We start from the raw sequence: 22,408 nt of genomic DNA, 5'->3' as shown, positions 1-22,408 counted from the left end.
CCCGCGCGTATAACCAATGCTCAGAGCAGAGACGACGTCGCTGAGCAGACCTAAATCAGGTGATTTAACGATACCGGTCGAAAAGCTACCTATCGGTCGGTATTTGTGTGTTTCCCACCGTTTTCCAGCCGCAGATGAGAACAACAGTCTCATCGGCATTGGCGTAGGTGCCCGGCAGTAATTTGCTCAAGCTGTTTCTGGAGACGCTAGCGAGGGCATCGTGAGCTTCGTCGACCCGATAGGGGCACCGAACCCGCTCCCGAGCTGTAGTCACTCGATACACCTTGGGTGTGCAGTTCAGCGTCCATTCAATGCTTACAGTGAGCTACCTGTAGGTAGGCGCGCAGTCATGGACAGGCGCCTTCGTCCCACGTTTCGCTGGCCACGTATCGATACTGTCACCTCAATCATGCGTAATGACGTGAATTTCGCATGAGGCGTTGCAAGCCTACCAACTAGATGGTAGCGTATGTCCATTGTCGAAACAAACCCGCGAACCTGCCGGGCGTTAACGCCCATGTGAGAGCCTCATGCAAGATTGGAAGCAAACCCGCAAAGACATCAACACTCGCCTCGTAGAGCTCAATGGCCTGTCCCCTGAAACCATGAAAGGCATGGCTGCGCTAGGCGCTGCTGGTGGGAAGACGAATCATCTGGATGCCAAAACCCGCGAGCTGATTTCTTTGGCTGTAGCTGTGACCACTCGCTGCGACGGGTGCATCGCCTTCCACGCTGCTGAGGCTAAGAAGCTCGGCGTTACAAGTGAAGAAGTCGCCGAAGCACTGGGTGTAGCCATCAACATGAACGCCGGTGCCGCTTTGGTGTACAGCACCCATGTACTCGACGCTTTCGATAAGTCCTAAGCATAACGCCGACTTTCCTTCCTAGACGATTTCGAGAGTAATCATGAATAAGCTTTTCACACCTTACGATCTGGCTGGCATTCCCCTGAAAAACCGCGTTGTCATGGCGCCCATGACTCGCACCCGAACTCTGAACAACATTCCAAATGAGTCCAACGCGCTGTACTACGCGCAACGTGCTTCTGCCGGCTTGCTGATCACCGAAGGCCTGCCTATCTCCGATGAGGCTCGTGGCTATCTGTACACCCCTGGCATTTACGAAGATGTGCACCTACCAGGCTGGCGCAAAGTCACTGACGCGGTGCACGCCAAGGGCGGGAAGATTTTTGCACAGCTCTGGCACGTGGGCCGCATGTCCCACGTTTCGGTACATGGCATGGTGCCTGTATCCTCCGGTACGGTGCCTGCGGTGGATACCACGGTGTATGCCTGGATCGAACCGGGCAAATCTGGGCCTGTTCAACCAAGCGAACCACGCGCCCTGGAAACTGAAGAAGTGAAACGCGTCATTGCGGATTTCGTTAAATCCGCGCGGATGGCGATGGATGCAGGTTTTGACGGTATTGAGATCATGGCAGCCAACGGCTTCCTGTTCGATCAATTCCTGAGCAGCGCCCTGAACACTCGGACTGATCAGTACGGTGGCTCTATTGCCAACCGCCAGCGCTTCCTGCTGGAAACGATTGACGCCATTGCTGCTGAGATCGGTGGTTCGAAGATTGGCGTTCGCTTCTCGCCGTTTGGTCGCCTGTACGACTTCGGTGTTTACGAAGGCGAAGAAGAAACCTGGATGAGCATGGCGGCTGCCCTCAATGAACGAGAGCTGGCATTTGTTCACCTGAACTACCAACCAACCATCTTGGCCGCGCAAACGCCACCAGGCTTCGGTGCTGCGTTCCGCGAGGCTTACAAAGGCACCTTGATGGCTGCGGGCGGCTTCACCAAGGAAATCGCAGAGTCTGAGCTGGCTAAAGGCGAGCTAGACCTGATTGCCTTCGGCACCGCCTATATCGCTAACCCTGATCTTGTAGAGCGTATGCAGAACGATTGGCCTCTAGCCGAGGGTGATCGTGCGACCTACTACGGCGTAAGCGATTCGATTGACAAGGGTTACACCGACTACCCGGAATACGCAGCAGCAAAAGCCTGATATTCCATCCCAAACATTTAGGAGAACACCATGCCACTCGTAACTATCAAGGGTATTGAAGGGGTTTTTTCTGACGAGCAAAAAGCTGAGGTCATTCGCAAAGTGACTGACGCCATGGTGTCGGTGGAAGGGGAAAATATGCGTGCCCTGACCTGGGTAATTTTCGAAGAGGTCAAGAGCGGAGACTGGGGCATTGCTGGCAATCCAGTCACTGCCCAGGATGTGTTGAAGCTGCAAGCAGGCCAGTAAAGCTTCATCGCTGAACTAATAGCTCCCTGATCGTTGAGTGCATTTTACGCTCAACGACCAGGGGGCTTTTTCCGTTATTGTAGAATGCCAGGTTGGTGGGGTATCACGCCATGATTCTGATCATTTACGCCCATCCTTATCCTGAGAAATCCAACGTAAACAAGTTGATGCTCAGGTTCGCAGCAAATAGACCCGATGTTGTAATCCGCTCCCTGTACGATTTATACCCAGATTTCAATATCAACGTTGAAGCTGAACAGGAGGCCGTTGAACAAGCAGATCTGCTGGTTCTGCAGCATCCCTTGTATTGGTATAGCTACCCGCCACTTTTGAAGTTGTGGATTGACAAGGTCTTCACACGGGGCTGGGCATACGGCAATGGTGCTACTGCTTTAAAAAATAAAAATCTACTGTGGGTCGTGACCACGGGCGGAGACCATGATCATTTTGAAGGCGGCGACCACCCAGGTTTCGCCGTGCTGTCCCAGCCCCTTCAAGCAACCGCAAATTACTGTGGAATGCGTTGGTTAAGTCCAGTAGCAGTTCACGGCACATACAGAGCAGATCAAGCCGGACTGCTCAGGCAGATCCGTCATTACGGCGAGCTTTTGGCCTCGTGGAAGGAAGATTAAATGGACACTCACAGCCTGATTGAAATGCTTATCTATCTGGGCTCAGCTGCCTTGATAGTCCCAATAGCCGTTCGGTTAGGTTTAGGCCCGGTTCTGGGGTATCTGATTGCCGGCTGCTTAATTGGCCCGTGGGGCTTGAAGCTTGTAACCGATGTTGAGTCCATACTGCACTTTGCTGAAATTGGCGTGGTGTTGATGCTGTTCATCATCGGTCTTGAACTCGACCCCAAGCGTCTTTGGTCTATGCGTCGAATGGTGTTCGGTGGAGGTGCGCTGCAGATGCTTGCATGTGGTGCAGCCATCGCAATATTTTGCGCTGCACTAGGCTTGAGCTGGACAGCTGCGCTGCTTGTGGGACTGACGCTGAGCCTCTCGTCTACAGCCATCGCCATGCAGGCCATGAATGAGCGGAACGTGACCTCGACTGCGGTGGGTCGAAGCAGCTTTGCCGTGTTGCTTTTCCAAGACATCGCGGCGATTCCCCTCGTGGCGATGATTCCACTGCTGGCCGCAAATGGCGGTACGCCCTCGGGTTCGGAGCTGGCCCTGTCCATCGCCAAAATCGTTGGTGCAATTGTCGCAGTCGTTCTCTTGGGTCAGTATGTATCTAGACCCGTCCTTCGCTTTGTAGCGCGCTCTGGCCTGAGGGAGATCTTTAGTGCTGTCGCCCTTTTCCTGGTATTCGGGTTCGGCCTCTTATTGGAAGGGGCAGGCTTATCCATGGCCATGGGGGCTTTCTTAGCGGGCGTTCTATTGGCCAGTTCGGAATACCGTCACGCCCTGGAGAGCGATATCGAACCTTTCAAGGGACTCTTGCTGGGTCTGTTCTTCATCGGCGTAGGCATGTCGATTGACTTCGGAACGCTGATCGATGCCCCTTTGAAGGTCATCACTCTGACGTTGGGCTTTATCCTGATCAAACTGCTCGTGATCAAGCTTCTGGGGCGCTTCCTGAGTGTCCCCAGTGATCAGCGCTCATGGCAGGCGGTGTTCCTGGGCCAAGGCAGTGAGTTTGCCTTTGTAGTATTTGGCGCAGCGACAGTCGCCGGCATCCTGGTCGACCCCTGGGGTAAAAGTCTGACGTTGGCGGTTGCGCTGTCCATGTGTGTAACGCCTCTGCTGATCCTCTTGCTCAATCACTTGGACTCGTCGGGCAAACAGGGCAGCAAGGAATCAGACATCATTGATCAGAGCAATCCTCGGGTCATCATTGCTGGCTTCGGTCGGTTCGGTCAAATCGCTGGGCGTCTGCTGATGTCCTGTGGCTTTGAGGTAGTGGTCTTGGATCATGATCCCGACCACATTGAGACACTGCGAAAGTTCGGGGTGAAGGTGTTTTACGGGGATGCTACACGTCTCGATCTACTTCACGCTGCGGGTGCCGCGAAAGCCGTGGTGCTGATCAACGCTATCGACAATCAGGACGATAACCTGGCACTGACGGAGCTGGCCCAAGAGCATTTTCCATCCCTAAAACTGGTGGTGCGCGCTCGTGATATGGGGCACAGCATTACCTTGCGCCAGATGGGCATAGAGGCCGTGGAACGGGAAACCTTTGAAAGCGCGTTGTCTCTTGGGCGAAGAGCCTTGGAGCAACTGGGTGTAGGGCGCTACGAGGCTCGTGAGCGTGCGGATCGGTTCCGTCGCCTGAATTTGGAAATGCTGGAAGAAATGGCCGCTCAACCTGTTGATGACACCGAATTCAAGTACGACGCTTACAAACGAGCGAACGCTTTACTGACGGAAATTTTCAACGAAGATCGTGCTCACCCAATTGACACAGGCCCAGGAGAAAATGGTCTAAGAAACCGCGAGAATAATGACCGAACAGATTGACGAGTTACGGAGGATGCTCGGTCAGCAAGCATCTTCCAGCTCAGCAATAATCGCTTTCTTCAAGGATGAAACTGACTTAGACCCTGCGAAAATTTTCAGTAATCGGCCTTCGTGAAAAACCGCCAAGGATGGCACAGAGCGGATGCCATACATCGGCGCAATTGTCGGAGACACCGCAATATCAATCTTTCCGAATACCGCTAATGAATGGAGTTTCCCCTCCAGCTCCAAGAAGATCGGCTTCATTTCTTTACAAGGTTTGCACCAGGAGGCTGAGAACATTACGACACTGCTCCCTTTGGCTACGAAGCGAGCAAATTGGGGAGCGCTCAACTCAACGATACGACTCATCTGGATTTCTCGTTCTGTATTAAGGGCAGGCGGCACCTTCAGAGTGCCTCCATTCATTGCCAATCAAATCTTGCAGCCATCGATGCCGCAGACCTGTCCAGTGGGTGAGCTGTCGTCGACTTGCATGCTCTCAACCATGTGATTAAGTGCTTTAAGAAACGTAGCTTCAGGCTGCGCACCTACCACTGAAAATTCATTGTTGAACACGAAAAGCGGTACGCCAGCGCCCAATTGGGCGGAAAACTGCTCATCCGCCTCCATTTCAGCGCGCAGCTCTGCAGATGACCAAGCCAGTTGGATTGACTCGTCCGACACACCTGCGTCTTTAGCAATCGCTGCCAAGCTGGTGCGATCAAAGAGGGATTTGCCGTGACTGGTACTTTGCTCGTACAGCGCCTCTACGAGCCGCGTTTTTACTGCCGAATCTTCAACAGCTTTCACTAGCACATGAGCGTCAGTGGTATCGCCAAACATCATGGTGTCAAAGCAGTAATCCAACCCGTCGACCTTGCCATAGTTACTGACTGTACCCATCATCGCCAAAGCGGAGTTTGCGTTGCCGAGCTTACGTTTCAGGGCCGGGATCATCGGCTCAGGAGTGTGGTTAGCAGCCAGCCGATAGGCCCGAACGTTGACTTGCACGTCGTCCTTCTCTGAGAAGCTTTCAAGTGCTTTCTCAAAGCGGCGCTTGGCTATCCAGCACCAAGGGCACACATAATCAGACCAGATGTCGACTACATATTTTTTCGATGAGTTTTGCATAATTTAGCCTGCGCGAAGGAGGGAAGCCTGCATTGCCGCCATTTCAAGCAAATGGTTAAAGCCAGCCAGAGGGTCGGTTGATCGACCGAGTGTCCAATCAATAAGGCTTGCCCCCTCCAGCATGCTCAACAGCATGAAGGCGAAGTTCTCAGCCGTTGTTCCCAGCGACCATCCGTGCTGGCGGACTGCGTCATTCAGAGTGCTTTGGAGCCAGGCGAGCTGAGAGTTGAAGAAGTCCCGCGTGAGCCCTTGGAGCGACAATGGCAACGCAGCCATTTCCGCAGCCAATGCGCCGCATAAAGGCAGCAGCCCCTCATTCGCGCTGATCACGAATAGTCGGGAAAAGGCCTGTAAGCGCTGCAATGGCTCGGGATGCAAGGCTTCGATTGATGCCAGCGTTTCATTGAACCGGGAGATATAATCGCTGATCAGTTCTGCGCCCAAGCACTCCTTCGTAGGAAAATGATGGTGAATGCTGGCTTTTCTGATACCGATCTTCGCAGCGAGATCAGCGTAACTGAATGCTGAGTAACCCTTTGAACGCATCTGGGTTTCCGCGTAACTCATAAGCGCAGCTTTTGTCGTAATAGACATTTGAAACTCCTACAGCCAGCACCTTTCACCGGAGTCAGCGCACTGAGAAAGCGCCTCAACAGGAGGCGCCATACGCAGGGCTTGCTAGGGTATTAGGCGCGTACTGCCATCACTCCTGCATCAACGTCCCAGATAGCACCTGTCACCCAGGAAGTTTTATCCGAGAGCAAGAAGAGGATGGTGTTGGCCACGTCTTCGGGAACACCGACTCGCCCCAGCGGGTGGAAATCGTTAAGAGACTTCATCGCATCGGGGATCGCGTCCTTGTCCATGAAACCTTCATAGATTGAGGTATGGACGATGCCAGGCGACACCGCATTGACTCTGATGCCAGAGTGCGCCAGTTCAATTGCCAAATTTCGGGTGACTGCGTGCAGGCCCGCCTTGGCCATCGAATAAGCAGTCGCTGGAGAGCCGGCCAGTGCAGCTTGTGCGCCAATCGAACCGACGTTGACAATGGAACCTTCGCGCTTGGCGGCAAGCATATTCTTGACCACGGCCTGAGTGATAAAGAATGTGGCGCGGTTCAAATCCAGATACATGTCGTAGTCAGCCTCATCGTGCTCGATGAAAGGCTTCGGAATGAATATGCCTGCAGAGTTCACCATGAAGCCAATGTCGCTGTGGTTTGCATTGATTTCGTTGCGTACGAAATTCATTCCTTCTTCGGTCATCAGGTTCGCAACGATCACCGATACGTTCCCCAATGAACTCAGTTCAGCGCGAACAGCGTCGGCTTTGTCCTGCTTGCTGCCAGTGAGTACCACGCTGCCACCAGCCTTCAAAAACAGGCGCGCCGTTTCCAGGCCCATGCCGCTCGTGCCGCCGACGACCAACAGTTTTTTGCCATTAAAAAAATCAATCATTGCAGACTCCGGTTATCCCGACTTCGTTAAGAGCGGCACCAGCAGGTTTTCTGCTGATGCACGCTGGACTTGGATGTGACGCGGCTAAGGATCAGCCCTCGCGCACTTCGAGGGTAGGCACCATACGAATGGCTTTGGAGAAGTTCGCGTAGTTCACCGAAGTCTTAAGCACCACCTTGTGCAGCTCTTCCACACGCTCACGGGAGGCATCGGTGTGCAGGCGGATTACGACACTTACCTCGTCGTAACCTGGGTTAACGCTTTCATCGATGCCCAAGAAGCCACGGAGATCGAGAGTGCCGTCAGTCTCAATTTCCAGGCTGTGGATCTTGATGCCCATCATCGCGGCATTGGCGGCATACCCGACCGACATGCAGGCGTTGAGAGCAGCCATCAGCAGCTCCTGAGGGTTAGGTGCGGTGTTTTGGCCCAGCAATTCATTTGGCTCATCGGCGGCGATTTCAAAATCACGCGAGTAGGTTTCACCGGCCAGGCTGTAACGGCTGACTTTGGCCACAGTGCGGGTCTGGCCTTTCCACGCGGTCTTAACGTTGAAACTGGCGTGACGCTTGCTCGCATCCTCAGCAACGCCTTGGGCAAACTGTTGCAGGGCTGCTACGTCAATACCGTTCAGGTTGTTTGTCATTTGATAAGTCCTATGTGCAACACATTTATGGGTGGGGTGTTCGCTGAGGAATCACTCTACCAACTGGTAGGGTGGCTTGCAAGGAATTATTTCAAACAAGGCGCCATGTCCCCATGTGACGACCTTTCCATCCTTAGCGCTTCGTACCTGGCGGGCGCGCGGGATAATGGCTCCCGAGCCGGGTAGGCGACTGCAAACCCTTTCTTTCGCATCATCTAGATCAACGCAGGATCAGCAGGCCGCATCCTTCCAAGGTCAGCAGCGGGTATCGAGGTGATCCCGTAGGATGAGGCGGTAGCGGTTCAAGGAAAAAATTCCAAGTTACTGTTTTTATTATTAAAATTAGCGAGGTGGTAAATGCTTGAGGCTGGCAGCACTTTTGTCTTCGCCCAGCAGGGGCTTATGAATATGAGAAGCGTACCAGGATAGGAAATGGATGCAGGCATGGAGAAAGTACAAGGGTGTGCAGCCCCAGGTTGCCTGGGCATCCATTGAGGTCGGAGCGGTATCATGAAGACGCCAACACACCTGCTTACCGGCTATCAGCCTAGCCCTCCTCGTATGCGATTCGATGCGCGAAGTTCGCACAAAGCACACCTATCGAAGGTGGAACTGCCCATCAAGGGAGGCTCTCACCTAGGCCGTTGAGCGTTTGACCGAGGCAAAAGGCATGGTGTATGCCCTTGTAGAAGAGATTCTGTACATGATAGTGAGAGTTTTTCGTGCAAGGCTGCGCTATGCATTAGTAAAAAACTCAGTCGGCGAACCCTACGCGCTGTTATCCGCGACTGCTGATAACATAGTCGCGTCAACCCTCAAAACGAAATCTACAATTATTATCGCGGGCTATGATAATTTCGGTGATGCTGAGCTGTTTCATATTGCATGTTAATCGGTTTGATTTCAGTGTAGTCGGGTGTGTTAGCTAATTATTCAGGTCTTCGCCGCTGGTTGGCTGGAAATTATTCCATGGTCGATGGCATATTTTACCAGCGCTACAGGTTTGTCGATTTTTAGTTTTCGTCGAATACTCAGGCGGTGAGTCTCTACAGTCCTGACGCTTATGTTAAGCTCTCGGGCCATTTCTTTGTTATTCAGTCCCTGAGCCATTTTATAGAGAACTTCGCTTTCCCTCGATGTTAGTTCGCTTGAGTTGCCGTCATCAAGGAGAAGTTTTTGCGCTATTTCTGCACTATAGAAAGTACCTCCATTTGCGATTGCTTCAATTGCAGCGACGATTTCTCTTGAGGGTGAGTTTTTTAACACATAGCCGCTTGCACCCGCACGCAGTGATTCGCTGACATATTCCTTGCTGTCATGCATGCTGAGTACTAGAACCCGCAGTAAAGGATACCTTTCGCGTAATGTTCGTGTGAGTACAAGACCGTTTATGTCCGGTAGGTTGATGTCTACTAGAAGTAGATCAGGCTTGCACTGATCAACCATTTCCATGGCGTGTGCGCCACATTCAGCTTCACCCACAACAGCCACGTTGGGTACTACCGAAAGCAGCGCCTTAATCCCGTCGCGAACGAGCGAGTGGTCATCGACCAGGGCTAAACGAATTTGTGCTGTTAGGCTCATGGGGGTGTCCATTGTTATCGAATTAGGTGAGTCAAACTTTTTTACAGGGAATACTCATTGGAATCTCAATATCGACCTCACTTCGGCCTGGTGCAGAGGCCAGATGTAGTCGACCACCCAGGTGTTCGACGCGTTCCCGTATATTTCTGAGCCCGATCCCAGCGTGGCGACGCTCAACTTCATCAACATTGAAGCCAATTCCATCGTCGCTTATTCTCAAGCGAACAGATTGCTCGGTTCCATACAGCGTAATGGCAACATCGTGAGCTTGAGCGTGTCGCTCGATGTTGGATAACGCCTCCTGAACAATTCGAAAAAGCGAGACGGGCACCCCATCGTCCAGCAGGCACTCAAACTCATTAGTCTCAAACGTTACCCGCAGTCCACTGCGTTGCTCAAACTCCTCAGACAATTGTCCAATCGCGGCAGGAAGCCCCAGGGTGTCCAAGAGCGAAGAGCGAAGGTCGTGTGAGATGCTCCGAACCTCACCAATGGCCTCTCCAAGCCGCTCGGTAGCCTCTTTCAAGATAACTGCACCTGGGCTTTCTCCGTTTTCGAGCAGAAAGCTTGCTAGCTCAAGTTTGTATTTTATGGACACGAGGACTTGGCTAATTCCATCATGCAGCTCGCGAGAAACGCGCGAACGCTCCTCTTCCTGAAGGCTCACAATTCGCTGGTTCAAGCGTTGTAGCTTGGTGTCGGCTAGCCGATGCTCACTCAGGTTCAACGTCATTCCGCTTGCAAATACTAACAAGACTGCCACAAGGGCTACGACAGCAATTGACAACATCGTTTTGCGGATGCCATGAGCCACTTCATCACGAGCTTGCTGAGTGGCTTTTTCAACGTCTTCAAGGTAGATGCCCGTACCGATCATCCACCCCCATTGTTCCAACATTACGACGTAGGCGAGCTTTTCGGTCACTCTCCCGGAGGAAGGCTTGCTCCACGCATAGCGTTGGAAGCCCTCACCAGACTTGGCACTCTGGAGCAACGCTTGAATCACTAGGAGACCGTGTGGATCCCTCATATCCATGAGGTCTTTGCCGACCAGCTCTGCCTGCCGTGCATGCATCAGACTACGGCCTTGGCGATCGTAGACGAAAAAATAACCATTGATGCCAAAGCTCAGCTTCCTCAGCTCGTCTAGGACTTTTTGCTTAGCATGGTCATCGCCATGGCCATCGTTGTAGAGGGGGGCGATCAAGCTCCTCGCCATCGCTACGTAGTTTTCAAGCTCTGCGCGCTTACTGACCAAAATACTGTCTTCGATCAGTTGTGCTTGCTGGTCACCCAGCTGGTTGTTCAGGGAGATGACAAGCGCGCAGATAGCGGCAATAGCCAGTACAAGTGGCAAGATCCCCAGGGCGACAATTTTGTGTTTGAGCTGCATTCCTACTCCTGTCCAGACCTTATACGCGACCAGCAGTCTTGGATGCTGCGATCAGAGGCCACTGAGACTTCAGCATCTTATGTCAATCCCCGATGCACCGAGTAGCCGAAAGCGGCTAGCGGTCGATAGACCCGATCGCATAGCCGGTAGCTCAGTAGAACTACGTAGGCTTGTGGGCGTAGTTCTGCGGATTTATTTGTAGTGGGTATACGCGGATATTGGCCGCTGCCGCGAAGCGGACACAAATATAAAAATCACGGTCGACGACCTACAGGCTGTCGACAGGAGACACGTAATGACCCATATGGCCAAACACATTGCCTGGTTTGCCGTGGCTGTTCTGGGAGCATTCGCGCTTAGCGTCGTGGCCTTGCGCCGCGGCGAAGCTATCAATGCTCTCTGGATCGTAGTCGCAGCAGTCGCCATCTATCTTGTCGCATACCGATACTACAGTCTGTTCATCGCCCAGAAAGTGATGCAGCTAGACCCTCGTCGAGCCACTCCCGCCGTAGTCAACAACGACGGCCTGGATTATGTGCCGACCAACAAACATGTGCTCTTCGGGCATCACTTCGCTGCCATCGCTGGTGCGGGGCCTTTGGTTGGGCCGGTACTCGCTGCCCAGATGGGCTATTTGCCTGGTACGCTTTGGCTGATAGCCGGCGTGGTGCTTGCCGGCGCGGTACAAGACTTCATGGTGCTATTCCTGTCTACCCGCCGCAACGGTCGCTCTTTGGGGGACATAGTGCGAGAGGAGATGGGCAGAGTTCCAGGAACGATCGCGCTGTTCGGCTGCTTCCTGATCATGATCATCATCCTTGCCGTATTAGCGCTGATTGTGGTCAAGGCGCTGGCCGAGAGCCCTTGGGGTATCTTCACCGTCATGGCCACCATTCCGATCGCCATGTTTATGGGCGTCTACATGCGCTATGTTCGTCCTGGCCGCATCGGAGAGATCTCGGTAATTGGGGTGTTGCTGCTGTTGGGCTCGATTTGGTTGGGGGGGCAGATTGCTGCCGATCCAGTTTGGGCCAAGGCTTTTACCTTCACCGGTATTCAAATCACCTGGATGCTCATTGGCTACGGCTTCGTCGCTGCGGTGCTACCCGTCTGGCTGATCTTGGCTCCGCGTGACTACCTGTCCACGTTCCTCAAAATTGGCACGATTCTCGCGCTTGCTGTCGGAATTCTCGTCACTATGCCCGAGCTGAAAATGCCGGCGTTGACTCAGTTCACCGATGGGACAGGGCCGGTGTGGAAAGGCGGCTTGTTCCCGTTCCTCTTTATTACCATTGCCTGCGGTGCCGTCTCGGGATTCCATGCGCTGATAGCCTCTGGCACAACACCTAAATTGCTTGCGAGCGAAGGCCACGCCCGTTACATCGGCTACGGTGGCATGTTGATGGAGTCCTTCGTAGCAATCATGGCTATGGTGGCTGCGTCGGTGATTGAGCCTGGTGTGTACTTCGCCATGAACAGCCCTGCGGCTATCGTTGGTGGTGATGCAGTGTCCGTAGCGCAGACGGTTAGCAGTTGGGGCTTCACCATTTCCCCGGCTCAGCTAGAGTCGGTAGCTAAAGATATAGGTGAAACCACCATCCTCGCTCGCGCAGGAGGGGCACCAACGCTAGCTGTGGGCATTGCCCAAATTTTGCATCACGTCCTGCCGGGCGAGAACACCATGGCGTTCTGGTACCACTTTGCAATCTTGTTCGAAGCGTTATTCATCTTGACCGCTGTGGATGCTGGCACCAGGGCAGGCCGCTTCATGCTGCAGGATTTGTTAGGTTCATTTGTTCCTGCCCTGCGCCGTACAGAGTCCTGGACTGCAAACCTTATTGCCACCGCTGGCTGCGTGGCATTGTGGGGCTATCTGCTCTATCAGGGCGTGATCGATCCGTTGGGTGGTATTAATACGCTTTGGCCGCTGTTCGGCATTTCCAACCAGATGTTGGCAGGCATCGCTTTGATGCTGAGTACCGTCGTGCTTATCAAAATGAAGCGTCATCGGTATATCTGGGTGACCCTGCTACCAGCGATCTGGCTGCTGATTTGCACTACAGCTGCAGGATTCATCAAACTGTTCGATGCTAACCCTGCTATGGGCTTCCTGGCGTTGGCACGTAAGTACAGTGATGCGCAGGCCAATGGTCAGATTTTGGCGCCGGCGAAGGACATTTCGCAGATGCAGCATGTGATCTTCAACGCCTATACGAACGCTACGCTCACAGCCCTGTTCTTGCTTGTTATGTTTAGCATTTTGTTCTACGCGCTCAAGGTCGGGATTGCAGCGTGGGGTAGCAAGGAGCGTACGGATAAAGAGTCGCCTTACCTAGCACTGCCTGATGCATAAAGGAGGGGTGTAACGTGTTCAATGACCTGAGTCGCCTCGGTAAATACCTGGGTCAGGCAGCGCGTCTGATGGTGGGCATGCCTGACTACGACACTTACGTCGAGCACATGCAAAACAAGCACCCTGACAAACCTCTGATGTCATATGAGGAATTCTTTCGGGAGAGACAGGAAGCTCGATACGGCGGCGGCAACGGTCAGCCACGTTGCTGTTAGTACCTTGAGGTATTTTTCTGCGTAGTCAATCGCGCCCGATGCAATGCATCGGGCGCTTTGCGTCTTGGTCTGCGAAAACGGTGTCAGTCTTCTAGATGGTTAGTAACGCCATGGTTGAGTTGCTTTCCGAGTGCTCCCGAAAATTCCAACGCAAATGCTAGTCCCCGTCTGACATCCGGATCAGAGGTCATCCGAAGCAAACGGACTAAAGAGGGGGGTTCCGAAAGCTTGCTTACCTGGGCGCTTGCAACGCGAGCCGCGTTACCCGCTAACCATGCAGCCGACGAGCCTTCTTCGAAGACATTTGCTAGCTTTTCGACCATGTAAGAATCGCTCATGTCGACGATGTCGGTCGCAACTGACATTAGGTCGACCAGTCTTGAGAGTCGATCTCCGGCCAAGAGGGGCTCAAGCTTTACGACAAGCGACCTGAGCCCTTCGAGCGCAGCCTCGCTAAGTTCCAACGATTCCGAAATCGAGGGCGCTCCCGGTTTATTTTTCGAGAGGCTTCCTTGTTCAGGGAGTGAGCTCATCTGAGGTGTCCTGTAAAATTATTGATCGTGTTACACCAGGCCGCGCGCGACCGCCCAATATATGCCTCTATTGAAGCTTTTCCTCATAAGTCCGCCAATCTTAGTGGGGGGCGTAGGCTTTACATCATTTTCATAGTCGTACCAGAGCGGCATTCCTGCCTCTAATCCCATTTGCGCAATTGCAGCAACCTTACCCTCATAACTGTCGCAAGTCCGCCCGAAACGAAGCTCGGAGGCTATGTTATTTACTACAACAGGGGACTGGCTATGGCACGCGCCCCCGGCCTTGCTCACGGGAAGATCAACGGTATCGCCCAGGACATATACGTTTTCTAAACCATATACTTTCATGGTTTGATAGTTTGTAGGGAGCCACCCTTCATCATCTTGAGCTTGCGACAGTCCGGAGTTTCTAACTGCGTCTACTGCGCGGATAGGTGGAGTGGCCATAAGAATGTCGAAATCTTCCGCTCCGCCTTCTTCTGAGAACGCGATATTGCTTCCCGGATCAACTCTGTTAAGCGTAAAGCTTCTCTGGTGCTTAATGCCCCTCTGTTCAAATATGCTCGGTAATACTTCGCAGGTGTCCTTCTGCAAAAAAAGACAGTTTCGTAACAGTTGAGCTACGGTAGGGTATGTATAGACGATTTCCACTTTGTCTCTAACGCCGCGCTTACGTAGCAGGTCGTCAAGCATTAGCGTAGTCTCAATGGGTGCAATACCACATTGGTGAGGTACATTGGGGGTCTTGGGGAATGTTACGGTGACTAGAATTCTGCCTTTTTCTATAGACTTCAATTTATCTGCAAGCTGCCGCGCAGGCTCATATTGATAAAAATGATCACCGCCTTCTTTTAGGCCATCGATTCGCTCGGGGCTTGGTACGCAGCCTGTGGAGATAACGAGTTGGTCGTATCCGTATACTTTTCCGCTTTTACATTTCACGCGGTTCTGGTTGTATTGGAATTCCTCGACCTCCTCTATAAGGAAGTCGATCTCAGGGCGGAGTAGGCTGCGCTGAGGCCGCCGGAGCTCATTTTTGAAGAAACTGTCAAAGGCAATGTACATGAACGCAGGTTTGTAATAATGCCAGGGAGAGTTTGACAGCATCAAGATTTCCACCTTGCCACTGCGTATCTCAGGGTAGAGTTTGGTGGCAAGATGATTGGCAGTCATTGTGCCGCCAATACCGCCGCCGACAATAATTATCCGATGTGGCATGTGCTCTCCATAGTCTGAGCTAAATGAAGGGCCAGTCGCGTATTCAACGAGACTGGCCAAAATGGGGCGCTAGTGAATTAGATCGAGCGAATGCCTCCTTTCAATGCGCCGTCCGCAGAAGTATTGAGTTTTGAGTGTTTTTTGGAATATAGGAAGTAAATTGCGGCTCCAACGAGCAGCCATGCGCCGAATGCAATCCATGTGTGCAGTTTTAGATACGACATCAGCGTAATGCAGGAAATAATTGCGAGTGCTGGTACGAGCGGTACGAGCGGGCACTTGAAGGCGCGTGGCAGATCGGGGCGCTTCTTCCTAAGCACGATTACAGCAAACGAAACTAGGCAGAATGCAGCTAGCGTGCCTATATTCATAAGTTCGGCAAGTACATTCAGTGGGACTACTGCTGCGATAAGACCAAAAATGATGCCGATCGCCCAAGTAGTGAAGAATGGTGTGCCATATTTAGGATGTACTTCGGAGAACTTAGAGGGTACCAGTCCATCGCGAGACATAGCGAAGATAATTCTGGATTGCCCATAGAGCATTACAAGCACGCCCGTTGTCATACCCAAAATAGCACCCAGGTCGACGAAGCCCGCTACCCAGTTCTCACCTGCATACTGGAGGGCGAGCGAGACGGGATGGTCGATGCCGAGGAACTCACGGAATGGAACGATACCTGTCATGATCATGGATACAACTACGTACAATATCGCGCATATTCCCAGTGAACCAATAATCCCGATAGGCAAATCACGCCCAGGTCTTTTGACTTCCTCAGCTGCAGAAGATACTGCGTCAAAACCAATGAACGCAAAGAAGACCAACGCTGCTGCGCTCATGATTCCATTGAACCCAAAAGGCGCGAAGGGCTGCCAGTTCTCGGGCTTTACGTGTCGGGCGCCGACGATAATGAACAAAAGCACTACTGCAATTTTGAGTGCCACCATAATGTTGTTGATTTTAATAGATTCACGTATTCCAATAGAAAGCAGCCAGGTGATTACCATCATGATGATAAACGCAGGCAGATTGAAGAATGTGCTAACGCCCGGTAGCGCCCCAGGTGCTGCAGTCAACGCAGTGGGTAACGATAATCCGAACCCGCTTAGCAGGGATTGAAAGTAACCAGACCAACCAACAGAGACTGCTGCGCTCGCCAGGCCGTATTCGAGCATAAGATCCCAGCCGATCATCCATGCAACGATCTCCCCAAGTGTGAAATAGCTGTACGTATAGACGGAGCCTGCTACTGGAATGCTTGATGCAAACTCTGAATAGCAGAGTGCTGCAAGCCCACATGCTAAAGCAGCGATGATAAATGAAATTGTTAATGCGGGGCCAGCTGTTAGAGCTCCTGTGCCCGTTAACACAAAAATTCCTGTTCCTACAATGGCGCCCACACCGATAAAAATCAAATCGACTGGCCCGAGTACTTTTTTCAGAGATGCTTTGGAGTGCTGTAATTTGCTTATTTCTTCTAAGCTTTTTGTTCTAAAAATGCTCACATTTGCCTCCAGTTTTATTATTTGCGGCAGTGCGTGATGACGGGTGTAAGCTGCCGGTGTCCCTGGTCGTAACATGTGCCAAGGTTCGTTCTCATGCTCGTTTAACTAGTGATAGATCATTCTTAAGACTGATGGCGAATTAGGTCGAATCTATCAAAGCCAAGTTTTAGGTCGGCGATAAGATCTTCTGGGTTCTCCAAGCCGACATGAAGTCTAATGAGGTGACCTTCTTCCTCCCAAAGCGTTGTAGTGCGCAGTTTCCGTGGATCTACTGTCATCGCTAGGCTTTCAAAGCCACCCCATGAATAGCCGAGTCCGAAAAGATTCAGATCATCAAGAAGGGCTTTGACTGCTTCAATGGGGGCGGATTTGGTAACAAACGATAAGAGGCCGGTTGCTCCGGTAAAATCTCGGCGCCATAGCGAGTGATTTTTGTGGGATGGTAGACCAGGGTAAATGACGCGAGAAACTTGGTCTTGTTCTTCCAGCCACTTGGCCACACATAGGGCACTGCGTTGATGGCGCTCCAGACGGACGTCCAATGTCCGGAGTCCTCGTAGAGCCAGATTCGCGTCGTCTGGGCTTACATATGTGCCCGATTGGAAATGGTAGGCTTTTAGTTGAGGCCATGCGCGTGATGATGCTGCGATAGTGCCGATAAGAGCATCAGAGTGACCTACGATATACTTGGTGGCGGCCATAATCGAGAGATCAACGCCATGATCGATCGCTTTGAAATACAGCGGTGTCGCCCAGGTGTTATCGAGCAGAACCAGCGCGCCATGGGCGTGTGCGGCCTTGGCGATTGCTGGGATGTCTTGAATCTCGAAGGTATGTGAGCCAGGCGACTCAGTAAACACTGCCTCAGTATTAAATTGGAAAAGCTCAGAAATGCCTGCTCCAATTTGAGGGTCGTAGTAGGTTGTCTGAATGCCCAGCCGTTTTCCTGCGGTATCCAAGAAATGGCGTGTCGGGGCGTAAACGCTGTCAGGTACCAGGATATGTTCGCCTGATCCCACCACGGACAGTATCGCGGTAACGCATGCGGACAGGCCGGAAGGGCACAGAACAGTCCCAGTAGCGCCTTCTAGCGCTGATATAGCTTCACAAAGGGCCTCGGTCGATGGATTGTTCCACCGCCCGTACTGATAGCGCTGGTCGCCATTCTGCATACAGTCGACGTTTGGGAATACGACTGTCGAACCTCGGTAGATAGGAGGGTTGACGAACCCGTAGTGGTCTTCAGGGTGACTACCTGCGTGAGCAATGACCGTCGCGCTTGATGCAGTTAACTTATTGTTATTCAAGGATTTTCTCTCTGATCGATACATGACTAGATCAGCTAATTATATTTGTTCTATAGAGAAATTTTCTTTCGTATATTTCTTGCTAAGCGGTTTATTGGTGAATATTATTAGACGTTTCTAGTGCGGATTCTTGTCCCATTAACTCAGATTTTTCTGCCATTGCCCGAGACATGCCGATGATTGAGCTGGATAAGGTGGATCGCATGATCCTTGAGATCGTTCAGTTGAACGGTCGTCTCACCAACGCTGAGATCGCAGCTCGCGTCTCGCTTTCCGCCCCGGCAAGCTGGAAGCGATTGAAGCGACTTGAAGAGGAGGTGATCGAGGGGTATCACGCTTCGCTTAACCGAAAAGCTATTGGTTTGAATGTTTTTGCTTTCATCAGTATTACGTTGGATACACACTCAGAGGAGGCGATGGATAACTTTGAGAAGGGGATAAATTCCCTGCCGAGTGTGCTCTCTTGTCATAATATATCTGGGAAGTATGACTATTTACTGCAGGTGGTGGTTAAAGATATGGACGATTTCCATCAGCTGGCTATGTACAAGATACGCCGTTTGGGGAATATTAAGGAGATGTATACGGGCTTTTCTCTCAAAGAGATAAAAAGATGTCCGACGCTTCCTTTGTAAGTGCCAATGTGAAGCGCAGTGTGTAACTTGTTCCAGTAATTGATGCAGTGCGTGCAGCCCAAAATCCACTGAGTTGCACGTTTCGATGCTTTTCAGTCTCGCGGCTTTAGCGAAGGTGTTTGCTTAGCCGACAATACCAGGGCTATGCCACCTAGTACGGTCAGTGAGCTCAGGCCAAGGCGAGTGGTGAAGGTTTCCCCCAGCAGTAGAACTCCGGCAATGGAGGCAATCACTGGGACTGTTAGCTGCACAGTGGCTGCTCGGAAAGATGAGAGATGTCGAACCGCCGCGTACCAGATAGCGTATCCCGCGCCTGATGCGATGGTGCCTGATGCGATGGCATAAGTAATACCGACAGCGTCTGCATGGAAAGAGGACATGAAGGGCAGTGCGGTAAGCACGATTAGCGGAACAGACATCATGAAGTTGCCACCTGTAGCCGCTAACGGATCAGCTAAGGCTTTTCCTAGGATTGAGTAGACTCCCCATGCCACCCCTGACGCGAGCATCATCACTGCGCTTGCCAGGGGCGGGGCGCTGGATCCCGGAAGAAGTAGTATGACAAGGCCTGCAATCGCCAGCAGTAAGCCTAGCAATGCCAAGGCGCCCATGCGCTCTCCATGGAGAAATCCGTACCCAAGCATGGTTAGCTGCACTGCGCCGAACAGAACAAGCGCGCCGGTACCGGTATCCAGTTTCAAATACGCGTAGGAAAAAGCGAAGGCATAGACATAGAGTGATACAGCGCCTCCCCAAGAGCCTGCGCTCTTTTTTGCTGGTCGCTGAAATTTGAGAATCATCCATAGGATCAGTGCACCACTCACCAAACGTATGACACTGAAGCTAATCGGATCGATGGCGCTGTGCCGCAATGCTACCCGACACAGAACTGAGTTCGCTGCAAACGCTATCATCGCGATGGCCGTCAGGAACACAACGCGATGTACTTGTTTGGTGGTCAAAGCTGGAGATAGAGGGGTATTCAAGAGAATTCTTCCACTGGGTAGGGTGAGATTTCCTAAATGAGCATCCGTTGAACGTGCCTCAGAACTTTCAGGACGATTCAATCTATGTACTTTAGTTCGATTTCCAGAGTTTTCTGCAGTTCGCTGTATGAGCTCGCACCCATGATCAGCTTAGAGAGAATCCCGTCTCTAAATACTGCGATTGACGGAACACCATTGATATTCATTGTTTTCGCGACCGTCGGAGACTGTGAGACATCAACGTGTCTAAATGTCGCGAGTTGAGAGTATGCATCAGCGAGTTTTTCGAAAACTGGCTTCATCCCGGTGCAAGGGCCGCACCAAGGGGAAGAAAAGCAAATAACATGAATTCTATTGGGTGCACTGAGTTCTCTATGGAGTCCATCAGTATCTAATTCGTAACTTCCATTCATGGATATATGTACCAGTTTTTTCAAAGTGCAGCGCAAGGTCGCCAGATGCTTCGACGACCCTTCAGCTGTGATGCTGCCAGATTTATATTATCTCCAGTTTTGGCGATATTTATATTATCTCCAGTTTTGGCGATACTTTAATCCCTCTCGCCATATTATGGAAGTTTGGTGAGGTTTTCATGACGTGGGCATGAAGCTCTTCGATTTGATCCTGTGAGGCGTCTGCGCAAATTTTTACATTGTAACGTACTTCGTTGACCCCAGGATTTAGATTTTCATCAAGTCCCAAGAAACCACCCAGGTCGAGATCAGTGTCCGTTTCAATCTCAAGACTTTTAATCTTGATGCCCCTCGCCGCAGCGCCTGTTACGTAGCCTACCGACATACATGCATTCAAGGCAGCAAGTAACAACTCCATTGGGCCAGGCGCTGTATTTTCACCTAATAGCTCAACAGGTTCGTCCGAGACGATCTGGAAGTCTCGCTCCATTTGCCGACCAGAGAGACTGCATTGAGTAACATTCGTAACGCTTTTGGTTCGGCCCATCCATTTAGTCTGGACATTGAAGCGGGCTTCAGCGTTTGTGTGATCCGCTGCTACGTCGCGAGCGAAGTTTTCTAAATTAGTAACGTTGATACCATTCACAATGTTGCTCATACTGACGGCCTACAGAAATTAATATTTATCGTTAGCGTGCGGACATGTTGATCAGCTGTCGCATCCGTTAAGGCCGCAGGTTTGCCCTTGGAAGGACTCACCTTCGGTGGCACTTGAATACATTCGCTGTAGCGCCAGTTTGAACGCGTCAACGGTTTGAGCTCCCGAGATGTAGAAACCGTTGTTGAAGACAAACAGAGGAACGCCGTTCGCGACCTCGCGAGCCTCTTTCTCATCCTTAGCGATTAGATTGGGCAGCGTCTGATCATTCCAGGCTTGCTGTACGAAGCTTGCTGAGATACCTACTTCTGCCGCAATTTCCGACAACGAGTTCTCTTCGAAGATGGAGCGTCCATCTGTGGCGCAGGCCTTATAAAGGCGTTCGCTGAGAGCCTTCTTGGTATCGTTATCGTCGACCGCTTTGACAAGAGCGTGTGCCTTAGTAGTGTCTCCAAATAGCATCGTGTCAAAGTTGTAAACAAGGCCGACTTCCCTGGCATTAGAAGTGACAGCTTGGATCATCCCGTTTGCAGATTGTTCATTGCCAAACTTTTGCACAAGCACTTGCTTTATCGGTGCGGCTTTTTGGCCAGCAGCGAGCCGAAAGGCCTTGTAGTTAACTTGAACCAAGTCTTTGTGTTCAAAATCGGCAAGAGCACTTTCGAACCGGCTCTTCGCAATCCAGCACCAAGGGCAGACGAAGTCCGACCAAACGTCAATCGTGATTAATTTGGATTCTGCGCTCATTTGTATCACCTTAAGATGATCAGCACTCTCGCTATGAGTGTGCGGGACGAACTCGAAAAAAATGGGCTGCTCGTTACGGGAGCAGCCTCCTCAGGTCATTCCTTGTCGAAGGCGTCCAGCACGTGAGTGCTATAAACCAAGGCTGCGCCTGCGTTCATGTTGATTGCGACTCCGAGAGCTTCTGAGACCTCCTCAACTGTGACACCAAGCTTCTTGGCTTCGGCGACGTGGAAAGCAATGCAGCCGTCGCAGCGAGTGGTTACGGCCACTGCAAGAGAAATCAGTTCGCGGGTCTTCGCATCGAGGTGGTTGGTTTTCGCGCCGGCCCCGCCAAGCGCCATCACGCCCTTGATGGTTTCCGGTGAAAGCGAGCCGAGCTGCATAACGCGAGCATTAATGTCTTGTCGTGCTTTTTTCCAGTCTTGCATGTGATCCTCGCAGCTACGCCAAGGCGTAGAAATGAAAATGTTGAGTGTGGATTCTTGCGTGCAGGCTTAACCTACCATCTAGTAGGTAGAGGTCGCAATACCCTTTTCAACCTGCATTCGTCCGGTCAGCAGGCAGGAGCAGCCCATGCGACGCTGAGCCTGAGGTCTGCAAGCGGCTCCACATCTCGATTTCAATGCATTTCAGGTGCGTAGCTGCTCCCCTGGGATCAAGCTATCTTTGCTCTCAGCGCTGTCGGTAGGTTAGGCGGCTCCTGTAACGGATGTGAGTGGAGCCGGCATTTCAGGTAAGCGCTTAGGCTGTTGCGGTTGGTTTGATGGGTAGGTGAGTGGCCAGCGGTAGAGCACTAGGGCTTCACGATTAGACTTCGGGGCTGGGCTTATAATGAATGGACGCAATATTAGTAGCCGGTGCGCCAACTTCTCGTGTCCCAGCTTCCGCAAGAATTAGCTAGTTCCG

Annotated in this window: 24 protein-coding genes; 8 read left to right on the top strand and 16 right to left on the bottom strand. The window is 51.9% G+C overall.

All coding sequences use genetic code 11. From position 1 onward, the window contains the following. The first annotated feature begins 530 nt into the window (after positions 1-530). From OGV19_RS15630 to kefC, 5 genes are all read left to right on the top strand, one after another. Complete coding sequence (locus OGV19_RS15630; protein ID WP_014860758.1) at positions 531-863, top strand: carboxymuconolactone decarboxylase family protein; 333 nt, start codon at positions 531-533, stop codon at positions 861-863. A 43-nt stretch (positions 864-906) separates the two neighbouring features. Then, positions 907-2,013, top strand: a complete 1,107-nt coding sequence (locus OGV19_RS15625; RefSeq protein ID WP_014860757.1) for an alkene reductase — start codon at positions 907-909, stop codon at positions 2,011-2,013. Positions 2,014-2,043: 30 nt separating this feature from the next. Next, a complete protein-coding gene (locus tag OGV19_RS15620; protein WP_014860756.1) occupies positions 2,044-2,262 on the top strand; it encodes a tautomerase family protein in 219 nt (72 codons plus the stop codon). A 110-nt stretch (positions 2,263-2,372) separates the two neighbouring features. Further along, on the top strand, positions 2,373-2,894 hold the full coding sequence (kefF, locus tag OGV19_RS15615; RefSeq protein ID WP_121161166.1) for a glutathione-regulated potassium-efflux system oxidoreductase KefF: 522 nt from the start codon (positions 2,373-2,375) through the stop codon (positions 2,892-2,894). After that, complete coding sequence (gene kefC / locus OGV19_RS15610) at positions 2,895-4,730, top strand: glutathione-regulated potassium-efflux system protein KefC (RefSeq protein ID WP_014860755.1); 1,836 nt, start codon at positions 2,895-2,897, stop codon at positions 4,728-4,730. It begins immediately after the preceding gene. Positions 4,731-4,751: 21 nt separating this feature from the next. On the opposite strand, the gene OGV19_RS15605 is transcribed toward kefC, so the two are convergent. From OGV19_RS15605 to OGV19_RS15575, 7 genes are all read right to left on the bottom strand, one after another. Further along, positions 4,752-5,081, bottom strand: coding sequence for a thioredoxin family protein (locus tag OGV19_RS15605; RefSeq protein ID WP_063427272.1), 330 nt, complete (start codon positions 5,079-5,081; stop codon positions 4,752-4,754). Between the two features lie 63 nt (positions 5,082-5,144). Next, positions 5,145-5,843, bottom strand: a complete 699-nt coding sequence (locus OGV19_RS15600; protein WP_181097899.1) for a DsbA family oxidoreductase — start codon at positions 5,841-5,843, stop codon at positions 5,145-5,147. 3 nt (positions 5,844-5,846) lie between these two features. Next, the gene (locus OGV19_RS15595; RefSeq protein WP_063427213.1) at positions 5,847-6,437 is read right to left on the bottom strand and encodes a TetR/AcrR family transcriptional regulator; all 591 of its coding nucleotides are present in this window, start codon (positions 6,435-6,437) and stop codon (positions 5,847-5,849) included. Positions 6,438-6,529: 92 nt separating this feature from the next. Continuing rightward, entirely contained in the window at positions 6,530-7,303 is a 774-nt protein-coding gene (locus OGV19_RS15590) for an SDR family NAD(P)-dependent oxidoreductase (protein ID WP_063427211.1), read from the bottom strand. 91 nt (positions 7,304-7,394) lie between these two features. Continuing rightward, positions 7,395-7,949: an OsmC family protein gene (locus OGV19_RS15585; RefSeq protein WP_014860752.1), complete on the bottom strand. Its 555-nt coding sequence runs from the start codon at positions 7,947-7,949 to the stop codon at positions 7,395-7,397. 933 nt (positions 7,950-8,882) lie between these two features. After that, positions 8,883-9,533, bottom strand: a complete 651-nt coding sequence (locus OGV19_RS15580) for a response regulator (RefSeq protein ID WP_264309587.1) — start codon at positions 9,531-9,533, stop codon at positions 8,883-8,885. Between the two features lie 31 nt (positions 9,534-9,564). Then, a complete protein-coding gene (locus OGV19_RS15575; protein WP_181097902.1) occupies positions 9,565-10,926 on the bottom strand; it encodes a cache domain-containing protein in 1,362 nt (453 codons plus the stop codon). 295 nt (positions 10,927-11,221) lie between these two features. On the opposite strand from OGV19_RS15575, the gene OGV19_RS15570 reads away from it, so the two are divergent. Together OGV19_RS15570 and OGV19_RS15565 are read left to right on the top strand one after the other, a co-directional pair. After that, complete coding sequence (locus OGV19_RS15570) at positions 11,222-13,279, top strand: carbon starvation CstA family protein (RefSeq protein ID WP_181097903.1); 2,058 nt, start codon at positions 11,222-11,224, stop codon at positions 13,277-13,279. Positions 13,280-13,293: 14 nt separating this feature from the next. Next, on the top strand, positions 13,294-13,494 hold the full coding sequence (locus tag OGV19_RS15565; RefSeq protein ID WP_014860748.1) for a YbdD/YjiX family protein: 201 nt from the start codon (positions 13,294-13,296) through the stop codon (positions 13,492-13,494). Between the two features lie 83 nt (positions 13,495-13,577). On the opposite strand, the gene OGV19_RS27865 is transcribed toward OGV19_RS15565, so the two are convergent. From OGV19_RS27865 to metC, 4 genes are all read right to left on the bottom strand, one after another. Next, positions 13,578-13,817: a helical membrane plugin domain-containing protein gene (locus OGV19_RS27865; RefSeq protein ID WP_413470139.1), complete on the bottom strand. Its 240-nt coding sequence runs from the start codon at positions 13,815-13,817 to the stop codon at positions 13,578-13,580. A 240-nt stretch (positions 13,818-14,057) separates the two neighbouring features. Beyond that, positions 14,058-15,248, bottom strand: a complete 1,191-nt coding sequence (locus OGV19_RS15560; RefSeq protein WP_121161181.1) for an NAD(P)/FAD-dependent oxidoreductase — start codon at positions 15,246-15,248, stop codon at positions 14,058-14,060. 77 nt (positions 15,249-15,325) lie between these two features. Further along, positions 15,326-16,831, bottom strand: a complete 1,506-nt coding sequence (locus tag OGV19_RS15555; RefSeq protein ID WP_014860746.1) for a branched-chain amino acid transporter BcaP — start codon at positions 16,829-16,831, stop codon at positions 15,326-15,328. A 47-nt stretch (positions 16,832-16,878) separates the two neighbouring features. Further along, positions 16,879-18,087 (bottom strand): cystathionine beta-lyase, encoded by a 1,209-nt coding sequence (gene metC, locus OGV19_RS15550; protein WP_264309586.1) that lies wholly within the window; start codon positions 18,085-18,087, stop codon positions 16,879-16,881. Positions 18,088-18,233: 146 nt separating this feature from the next. Here metC and OGV19_RS15545 point away from each other — a divergent pair, with 146 nt between their 5' ends. Then, on the top strand, positions 18,234-18,698 hold the full coding sequence (locus OGV19_RS15545; protein ID WP_319025960.1) for an Lrp/AsnC family transcriptional regulator: 465 nt from the start codon (positions 18,234-18,236) through the stop codon (positions 18,696-18,698). Positions 18,699-18,790: 92 nt separating this feature from the next. Here OGV19_RS15545 and OGV19_RS15540 read toward each other — a convergent pair whose 3' ends face one another. The 5 genes from OGV19_RS15540 to OGV19_RS15525 form a co-directional block, all read right to left on the bottom strand. Continuing rightward, positions 18,791-19,684: a DMT family transporter gene (locus OGV19_RS15540; RefSeq protein ID WP_264309585.1), complete on the bottom strand. Its 894-nt coding sequence runs from the start codon at positions 19,682-19,684 to the stop codon at positions 18,791-18,793. A 77-nt stretch (positions 19,685-19,761) separates the two neighbouring features. Further along, positions 19,762-20,097 carry a thioredoxin family protein gene (locus OGV19_RS27860; protein WP_392517321.1) on the bottom strand — a complete coding sequence of 112 codons (336 nt, stop codon included), beginning with the start codon at positions 20,095-20,097 and terminating at the stop codon, positions 19,762-19,764. Positions 20,098-20,206: 109 nt separating this feature from the next. Continuing rightward, positions 20,207-20,755, bottom strand: a complete 549-nt coding sequence (locus tag OGV19_RS15535; RefSeq protein WP_121161189.1) for an OsmC family protein — start codon at positions 20,753-20,755, stop codon at positions 20,207-20,209. A gap of 51 nt (positions 20,756-20,806) precedes the next feature. Continuing rightward, positions 20,807-21,502, bottom strand: coding sequence for a DsbA family oxidoreductase (locus tag OGV19_RS15530; protein ID WP_264309584.1), 696 nt, complete (start codon positions 21,500-21,502; stop codon positions 20,807-20,809). Positions 21,503-21,597: 95 nt separating this feature from the next. Beyond that, the gene (locus OGV19_RS15525) at positions 21,598-21,930 is read right to left on the bottom strand and encodes a carboxymuconolactone decarboxylase family protein (protein ID WP_014860742.1); all 333 of its coding nucleotides are present in this window, start codon (positions 21,928-21,930) and stop codon (positions 21,598-21,600) included. Positions 21,931-22,408 lie beyond the last annotated feature (478 nt).

It is taken from the genome of Pseudomonas putida (assembly GCF_025905425.1).
Taxonomy (GTDB): Bacteria; Pseudomonadota; Gammaproteobacteria; order Pseudomonadales; family Pseudomonadaceae; genus Aquipseudomonas; species Aquipseudomonas putida_AF.
This window is presented reverse-complemented; position numbering and strand designations above follow the sequence as displayed.

What these genes read in the sequence shown, in the direction of transcription:
- OGV19_RS15630 (WP_014860758.1), top strand. Translation starts at nt 531, where the DNA reads ATGCAAGATTGGAAGCAAACCCGCAAAGACATCAACACTCGCCTCGTA.
- OGV19_RS15625 (WP_014860757.1), top strand. Translation starts at nt 907, where the DNA reads ATGAATAAGCTTTTCACACCTTACGATCTGGCTGGCATTCCCCTGAAA.
- OGV19_RS15620 (WP_014860756.1), top strand. Translation starts at nt 2,044, where the DNA reads ATGCCACTCGTAACTATCAAGGGTATTGAAGGGGTTTTTTCTGACGAG.
- kefF (WP_121161166.1), top strand. Translation starts at nt 2,373, where the DNA reads ATGATTCTGATCATTTACGCCCATCCTTATCCTGAGAAATCCAACGTA.
- kefC (WP_014860755.1), top strand. Translation starts at nt 2,895, where the DNA reads ATGGACACTCACAGCCTGATTGAAATGCTTATCTATCTGGGCTCAGCT.
- OGV19_RS15605 (WP_063427272.1), bottom strand. Translation starts at nt 5,081, where the DNA reads ATGAGTCGTATCGTTGAGTTGAGCGCTCCCCAATTTGCTCGCTTCGTA.
- OGV19_RS15600 (WP_181097899.1), bottom strand. Translation starts at nt 5,843, where the DNA reads ATGCAAAACTCATCGAAAAAATATGTAGTCGACATCTGGTCTGATTAT.
- OGV19_RS15595 (WP_063427213.1), bottom strand. Translation starts at nt 6,437, where the DNA reads ATGTCTATTACGACAAAAGCTGCGCTTATGAGTTACGCGGAAACCCAG.
- OGV19_RS15590 (WP_063427211.1), bottom strand. Translation starts at nt 7,303, where the DNA reads ATGATTGATTTTTTTAATGGCAAAAAACTGTTGGTCGTCGGCGGCACG.
- OGV19_RS15585 (WP_014860752.1), bottom strand. Translation starts at nt 7,949, where the DNA reads ATGACAAACAACCTGAACGGTATTGACGTAGCAGCCCTGCAACAGTTT.
- OGV19_RS15580 (WP_264309587.1), bottom strand. Translation starts at nt 9,533, where the DNA reads ATGAGCCTAACAGCACAAATTCGTTTAGCCCTGGTCGATGACCACTCG.
- OGV19_RS15575 (WP_181097902.1), bottom strand. Translation starts at nt 10,926, where the DNA reads ATGCAGCTCAAACACAAAATTGTCGCCCTGGGGATCTTGCCACTTGTA.
- OGV19_RS15570 (WP_181097903.1), top strand. Translation starts at nt 11,222, where the DNA reads ATGACCCATATGGCCAAACACATTGCCTGGTTTGCCGTGGCTGTTCTG.
- OGV19_RS27865 (WP_413470139.1), bottom strand. Translation starts at nt 13,817, where the DNA reads ATGGTCGAAAAGCTAGCAAATGTCTTCGAAGAAGGCTCGTCGGCTGCA.
- OGV19_RS15560 (WP_121161181.1), bottom strand. Translation starts at nt 15,248, where the DNA reads ATGCCACATCGGATAATTATTGTCGGCGGCGGTATTGGCGGCACAATG.
- OGV19_RS15555 (WP_014860746.1), bottom strand. Translation starts at nt 16,831, where the DNA reads ATGTTACGACCAGGGACACCGGCAGCTTACACCCGTCATCACGCACTG.
- metC (WP_264309586.1), bottom strand. Translation starts at nt 18,087, where the DNA reads ATGTATCGATCAGAGAGAAAATCCTTGAATAACAATAAGTTAACTGCA.
- OGV19_RS15545 (WP_319025960.1), top strand. Translation starts at nt 18,234, where the DNA reads ATGCCGATGATTGAGCTGGATAAGGTGGATCGCATGATCCTTGAGATC.
- OGV19_RS27860 (WP_392517321.1), bottom strand. Translation starts at nt 20,097, where the DNA reads ATGAATGGAAGTTACGAATTAGATACTGATGGACTCCATAGAGAACTC.
- OGV19_RS15535 (WP_121161189.1), bottom strand. Translation starts at nt 20,755, where the DNA reads ATGAGCAACATTGTGAATGGTATCAACGTTACTAATTTAGAAAACTTC.
- OGV19_RS15530 (WP_264309584.1), bottom strand. Translation starts at nt 21,502, where the DNA reads ATGAGCGCAGAATCCAAATTAATCACGATTGACGTTTGGTCGGACTTC.
- OGV19_RS15525 (WP_014860742.1), bottom strand. Translation starts at nt 21,930, where the DNA reads ATGCAAGACTGGAAAAAAGCACGACAAGACATTAATGCTCGCGTTATG.